The sequence below is a fragment of the Burkholderia sp. BCC1985 genome (assembly GCF_905339915.1).
Taxonomy (GTDB): Bacteria; Pseudomonadota; Gammaproteobacteria; order Burkholderiales; family Burkholderiaceae; genus Burkholderia.
On the sequence record NZ_CAJPGY010000011.1, the window covers coordinates 199875 to 205886 of the forward strand.

6 protein-coding genes and 1 riboswitch are annotated in these 6012 nt (G+C 68.4%); of the genes, 3 read left to right on the plus strand and 3 right to left on the minus strand.

Going from position 1 to position 6012, the window contains the following annotated elements:
• Nucleotides 1-2: 2 nt before the first annotated feature.
• The 3 genes from U4Z31_RS14205 to U4Z31_RS14215 all read right to left on the minus strand — a co-directional run bounded on the left by U4Z31_RS14205 (nt 3) and on the right by U4Z31_RS14215 (nt 3485).
• Entirely contained in the window at nt 3-1013 is a 1011-nt protein-coding gene (locus U4Z31_RS14205) for a sodium:calcium antiporter (protein ID WP_044848313.1), read from the minus strand.
• A gap of 73 nt (nt 1014-1086) precedes the next feature.
• A riboswitch (yybP-ykoY riboswitch) is annotated at nt 1087-1262 on the minus strand.
• Between the two features lie 139 nt (nt 1263-1401).
• The gene (locus U4Z31_RS14210) at nt 1402-2817 is read right to left on the minus strand and encodes a heavy metal sensor histidine kinase (RefSeq protein WP_321810659.1); all 1416 of its coding nucleotides are present in this window, start codon (nt 2815-2817) and stop codon (nt 1402-1404) included.
• Nucleotides 2814-3485 carry a heavy metal response regulator transcription factor gene (locus tag U4Z31_RS14215; RefSeq protein ID WP_044848315.1) on the minus strand — a complete coding sequence of 224 codons (672 nt, stop codon included), beginning with the start codon at nt 3483-3485 and terminating at the stop codon, nt 2814-2816. The genes U4Z31_RS14210 and U4Z31_RS14215 overlap by 4 nt, the downstream gene beginning before the upstream one ends.
• 266 nt (nt 3486-3751) lie before the next feature.
• Between U4Z31_RS14215 and U4Z31_RS14220 the strand changes: the two genes are divergently transcribed.
• From U4Z31_RS14220 to U4Z31_RS14230, 3 genes are all read left to right on the plus strand, one after another.
• Nucleotides 3752-4138, plus strand: a complete 387-nt coding sequence (locus U4Z31_RS14220; protein WP_321810660.1) for a hypothetical protein — start codon at nt 3752-3754, stop codon at nt 4136-4138.
• Nucleotides 4139-4253: 115 nt separating this feature from the next.
• The gene (locus tag U4Z31_RS14225) at nt 4254-4559 is read left to right on the plus strand and encodes a hypothetical protein (protein ID WP_321810661.1); all 306 of its coding nucleotides are present in this window, start codon (nt 4254-4256) and stop codon (nt 4557-4559) included.
• Nucleotides 4556-6012: TolC family protein (locus U4Z31_RS14230; protein WP_321810662.1), on the plus strand; the 1457-nt coding region annotated here is incomplete at its 3' end. The genes U4Z31_RS14225 and U4Z31_RS14230, both read left to right, overlap by 4 nt.

A 6012-nucleotide genomic window follows, 5' to 3' on the forward strand; every position in this document is an offset into this window, starting at 1 on the left:
CTTCAGCGCGTCAACGTCACGAACAGATAGCCGACATACCCGGCCCCGTTCGCCAGCAGCGCCCAGATCGCGAGCCCGCGCGCACGCGCATTGACACGCAGCCAGACCGCCGCCGCGAGCGTGATGACCACGCCGGTCAGCACCTCGGGGCGCGGCTCCCACGGCGTCAGCATGATGCCGATCGCCGGCAGCAGCGTGCCCTGGAACACCATCGCGCCGGTGATGTTGCCGAACGCGAGCGTGTCCTTCTTGCGGCGGATCCACAGCACGCTGTTGACCTTTTCCGGCAACTCGGTCGCGATCGGCACGATGATCAGCGACAGCAGCAGCGCGGAAATACCGAGCAGGTGCGACACGCCTTCGACGCCGTGGATGAAGCCCTTCGCCCCGCCGACGAGCAGCGCGACGCCGAGCGCGAGCTGCAGCGCGATGGTCGCGAGGTTGGTCGGCAGCCCGACGCGCGACAGGAACATCGCGTGCGGCGCCTCGGTGCCGTGCCCGGCATCGACGAGCCGGGTCGACGCGCGGAACGTCATCACGACGTACATCACGTAGACGCCGACCAGCATCGCGGCGAGCAGCGCGCGGACCGCCCACACGTGATGCGGGACGAACATCGCGACGGTGGCGAGCGCGAATGCGGCGATGAAGTAGTTCAGGTCGCGCACGAAGCCGGTCCGCTCGGGCGCGATCGTGCCGGTCAGTCCGCGCGAGCGGATCACGGCGAGCGTCATCAGGAAGGTCGTCAGCGTCGCGAGCATCAGCGGCGCGCCCAGAATCGCGCCGACGCCGATCTCCTCGTTGACCGCCGCGTTCGACGTGCCGCCCGCGAGCGCGAGCAGCGGCACCATCGTTTCGGGCAGCGCGGTGCCGACGGCGGCGAACAGCGAACCGGTCACGCCTTCGGAAATCTTCAGCCGTTCGCCGAGATGTTCGAGCGCATTCGTGAAGAGTTCGGCCGCGACCAAGATGACGATCAGCATGAACGCCAGTTCGACGAGCATCAAGGTCATGCGGCACCTCCGCAGGCAGGCAGGCGGGCAGTGGCGAAATGCGAGAGGGAAGTCAGGAGGAACATGGGGACTCCGTGGTCGGACGTGGACGAACCATGACGCATCTGCCGACGTCCGACCAGGAACGACGCGATGCGTCGATGGTCTCGCCAGACCGATACGGCCGAATACGCCACGGCCGCAGGCCGAGTGTGTTGACGCATTCGCTTTCCGGGGATGGAAAGCAGGCTACTCCCCAAAGACGAAGGGCAGTCTAGCCGAGCCGGCCGCTTTCGGCAAGCGTGTGCGGTCATGCCGCTTCATTCGGGATGGTAAGCCGCCTTCTGCCGGACGCACATGCCATTCCAGGAAGCAATCGGTGTGCGCGCGCGGCGGCGTCACGCGCGTGTCACGCAGCGCCGGCCGGGAAATACAGCGCGAACGTCGTGCGTCCGCCCTGGCTCACGACCTCGACCTTGCCGCGGTGCAGTTCGACGATCGACTTGACGATCGCGAGCCCGAGCCCCGCGTTGCGCGCCGCGCCGTGCCGCGACGAATCGATCCGGTAGAAGCGCTCGAAGATCCGCTCGATCTGTTCGGGCGGAATCGCCACGCCGCGGTTCGTGACTTCGACGACCGCGAAGCCGGGCCGGGTCGAGACGGCCAGCTCGATCGTCGACCCGGCTTCCGCGTGTTCGAGCGCGTTCGACGCGAGGTTGCTGACGGCGCGGCGGAACAGCGTCGCGTCCGCGACGACCGGCGCTTCGCCGCGCACGTCGAGCCGCACGCCGGCCTCGTCGGCCAGCGCCTGGAAATACGACGCGAGCCGGCGCAGTTCGTTGCCGGCGTCGAGTTCGGCGGTCTTCAGGTGCTGCCGCGCATTGTCCGTGCGCGCGAGAAACAGCATGTTCTCGATCATCCGCTGCAACCGTTCGCATTCCTCGATGTTCGAATCGATCAGCGCTTCGTATTCCTCGGTGGTGCGGGCGCGCGACAGCGTGACCTGCGACGCGCTGATCACGTTCGCGAGCGGCGTGCGCATGTCGTGCGCGAGGTCGGACGAGAACTGCGACAGCCGCACGAACGCGCGCTCGAGCCGGTCAAGCATCCGGTTGACCGAGGTGGCGAGCTCGCGCAACTCGACCGGGCCGCCGCGCGCGTCGAGACGCGCGTTGAGGTTGTGCGCCTCGATGCGCGACGTCTGCCGGCCGAGGCTCTCGACCGGACGCAGGCCGCGGGACGCGACCGCGTAACCGAGCGCGCCGACCAGCAGCGCGCCGAGCGCGGCCGCGAGCCAGATGTCGACGCGATAGCTTTCGAGCAGCGACTGGCGATCGGCCGCCGTGCGCGCCACCGCGACCTGGACGGTTTCGCCCGACGGCAACGTGGCGCGTGCACGCACGCAGCGCGACGGGCCGATGCCGGGCGGCGTGCAGCTGAACGGGCTGGCGGCCGCGCCCGGGGCACCGGCGGGCTGCGGCCGCGCGATCACCGATGCGAGCGTGTGGCCGGCTGCGTCGCTGTGTTCGACGAGCGGGCGGTTCGCGCCGTCGTAGATGCCGAGATAGACGCCCGGATGCGACAGCAGCACTTCATGGAAGACGGCCGGGTCGGCGCGCAGGGCGGCGGTCGAGCCGCTCGCGTGCGCGAGCTGCAGGAACTGGTCGAGCTTGCCGGCGATCTCGATGTCGTCGCGCCGGGTCAATTCGGCGGACAGCGAGCGATACAGGTACGCGCCGGTCAGCGCGAACACGAGCGCGGCCACGGCCGCGAACGCGAGCGTCAGGCGCCGGAGCAGCGAATAGGGGGCGGGGCCGCCGGTCACGCGCGATCCTCGAGCACGTAGCCCATGCCGCGGATCGTGTGGATCAGCTTCTTCTCGTACGCGTTGTCGATTTTTGCGCGCAGGCGCTTGATCGCCGCATCGACGACGTTCGTGTCGCTGTCGAAATTCATGTCCCAGATCTGCGACGTGATGAAGGTGCGCGTCAGCACCTCGCCCTCGCGTTCCGCGAGCAGCTGCAGCAGCGCGAATTCCTGCGCGGTCAGGTCGATACGGGTGTCGGCGCGCCGCACGCGGCGCTTGATCAGGTCGACTTCCAGATCGGCGACCTGCAGGATCTCGCGCGCATTGCGCGGCGCGCGCCGCAGCAGCGAGCGGATGCGGGCGAGGAACTCCGCATACGCGAATGGCTTGAGCAGGTAATCGTCGGCGCCCAGTTCGAGCCCCGTGACCTTGTCCTCGATCGCCTCCCGGGCCGTCAGCAGCAGCACCGGCGTCTGCTTCTGCGCGCGCAGGCGCCGGAGCACCTCGAAGCCGTCCAGTTCCGGCAGCATCACGTCGAGCACGACGAGATCGAAATCCTCGTGCAGCGCGAGGAACAGCCCGTCCTGGCCGTTCTCGGCCACGTCGACCGTGTAGCTCGCCTCCGTCAGCCCCTTGCGGAGGTACGACGCCATCTTGGGTTCGTCTTCGACTATCAGTATCCGCATGGTGGTGCAGGCCGTGGGTGATTCCGGCCGGTCAGTGTAACGCGTGAGCTTACGGCGCCGCGCGTGCGCGAAAGATGACCGGCGGATGACGGAATTGTCATCCGGCGCGCGTGCGATGCCGTGCCGCCCTTCATGAAAATCCGGTCATGTTTCGGCCATGTCGTCGTCACGCCGGCGGCGATAAGCTGCGGCCGTCTTGTGTCCGGAGCGCGCCGTCGCGGCGCCGCTCCCGTTCATCCGGTCATTGTCTGCCTGATTCCGCATCCATGTCGTACTGGCGCAAATTCATCCTCGTCGTGCTGCTGGCGCTGTGCGTGCCGATCCAGTCGTTCGCGACCGGGTCGATGCAGTGCGCGGGCACGGTCGCTGCGGTGCCGCATGCGGAGCATGGGGCGAGCGCCGCTGCGCCCGCTGCGTCGCATGCGATGCAGCGCATGCACGGCGAACCGCATGAGCACGAGGGTCGCGCACGGCATGCGACGCCTTGTTCCGCCTGCGGATCCTGCTGTTTCGGCACGGGCATGGCGGCGGTGCCTGCGGTGCCCGTTACGTCGGACATCGGTACCGCGATCGTCTCTTTCGCGCCTTCGACCGTCGTCGTGTCGTTCCTGACCGGCGGCATCGACAGGCCGCCGCGCCGGATTTCCGTCTAGTCCCTGCCCGCGGCCACCGGCCGCGATCCACAAACGGTGCCGGCGAACGCACGACGTCCGCCGCACGACTCACGACTCACGACTCACGACTCACGACTCACGACGAGAAACATCCATGCGATTGATCATTGCGGCGCTGCTTGGCGCGGCGAGCCTCGTGCCGTCGCTCGCGCCCGCGCAAACCGCCTTTCCCGATCCGGCCGATGCGGCCGCGTCGGTGCCGGACGTCACGACGACGTCCGCGTTCGACGGCTACGTGCCGTATCGCGACGACGCCGGCCCGGGCTGGAAGCAACTGAACCGGGACGTGATGGAGCGGCCCGCGAAGGGGGCCACGAAGGGACCCGCGACCGGACACGCGAAGCCCGGAAACCCGGCGGGCGGCGCAGCCCATTCGATGCACGGAGAGGCCGGGCAATGATGCGATTTGCGATTTCACCGCGATTCGGCGCGACCATGCTCGCGCTGGCATTTCTCGCCGGCTGCACGACGTTTTCGAAGGACGGCGGCTTCGACGCCGTGTCGTCCGCCGCATCCGAGCGCATCGGGAAGGACGCCGTCATCGTCAGGACCGATGCCGACCGCGAAGCCGTCGACAAGCGGACGAAGGAATTGCTCGCGAAACCGCTGTCGATGGACGACGCGGTGCAGCTTGCGCTGCTGAACAATCGCGGCTTGCAGGCGTCGTATGCGGAACTCGGGCTGTCGGAGGCCGATCTCGTGCAGGCCGGCCGGTTGCCGAATCCGCGCTTCTCGTTCAGCCGCACGCGGGCCGGCGACGGCGAACTGAGTCTCGGCCGCACGTTCTCGGCCAATGTGTTCGCGCTGCTGACGCTGCCGCTCGCGACGAACATCGAACGCCGCCGCTTCGAGCAGACCAAGCTCGAAACCGCCGACGCGATGCTGAAGGTCGCGGCCGACGCGCGCCGTGCGTATGTCGAAGCCGTCGCCGCCGAACAGGCCGCGAACTATGCGCAACAGGTGCGCGACGCCGCGAGCGCGGCCGCCGAACTCGCGCTGCGCATGCGGCAGGCCGGCAATTCCAGCCGGCTCGACTACGCACGCGAACAGGCGTTCCATGCGGACGCGGTCGCGCAGCAGGCGAAGGCGCAGCAGCAGGCGGTGGCCGCGCGCGAGAAGCTCACGCGCGCGATGGGGCTGTGGGGCGAGCGCACGCGGTACACGCTGCCCGAGCGCTTGCCCGACCTGCCGAAGGCACGCCCCGATCTGCCCGATCTCGAACGCTACGCGATGCACAACCGCCTCGACATCCAGGCCGCGAAGCTGCGGACGCAGGGCGTCGCGTCGTCGCTCGGGCTCAGCAAGGCGACACGCTTCGTCAACGCGGTCGATCTCGGCTACGTGAACAACTACGAGACCGACAAGGGGCACGAGCACGGCTACGAGATCAGCGTGGAGATTCCGCTGTTCGACTGGGGCGGCGCGAAGGTCGCGCGGGCCGAGGCCGTCTACATGCAGTCGGCGAACCGGCTCGCGCAGACGGCCATCGACGCGCGCTCGGAAGTGCGCGAATCGTATGCGGCATACACGACGCGCTACGACGTCGCGAAGCACTATCGCGACGAAGTCGTGCCGCTGCGTAGAACGATCTCGGACGAGTTGCTGCTGCGCTACAACGGGATGCTCGCGAGCGTGTTCGAGCTGCTGGCCGATGCGCGCGAGCAGGTCGGCGCGGTGAATGGCTACATCGATGCACTGAAGGACTACTGGCTCGCTGAAACCGATCTGCAGGCGGCCGTCGGCGGCCGCCTGCCGACTCGGCAGACAACGCAGGCGCAGCCGACGGAGGCAACGCAGGCGACGCAGGCGACGCAGGCAGCACAGCCAGCACAGCCAGCACAGCCAGCACAACC

Bases quoted from the DNA above. Each gene is read 5' to 3' on its own strand.
- U4Z31_RS14205 (WP_044848313.1), bottom strand. From the start codon at position 1,013: ATGACCTTGATGCTCGTCGAACTGGCGTTCATGCTGATCGTCATCTTG.
- U4Z31_RS14215 (WP_044848315.1), bottom strand. From the start codon at position 3,485: ATGCGGATACTGATAGTCGAAGACGAACCCAAGATGGCGTCGTACCTC.
- U4Z31_RS14220 (WP_321810660.1), top strand. From the start codon at position 3,752: ATGTCGTACTGGCGCAAATTCATCCTCGTCGTGCTGCTGGCGCTGTGC.
- U4Z31_RS14225 (WP_321810661.1), top strand. From the start codon at position 4,254: ATGCGATTGATCATTGCGGCGCTGCTTGGCGCGGCGAGCCTCGTGCCG.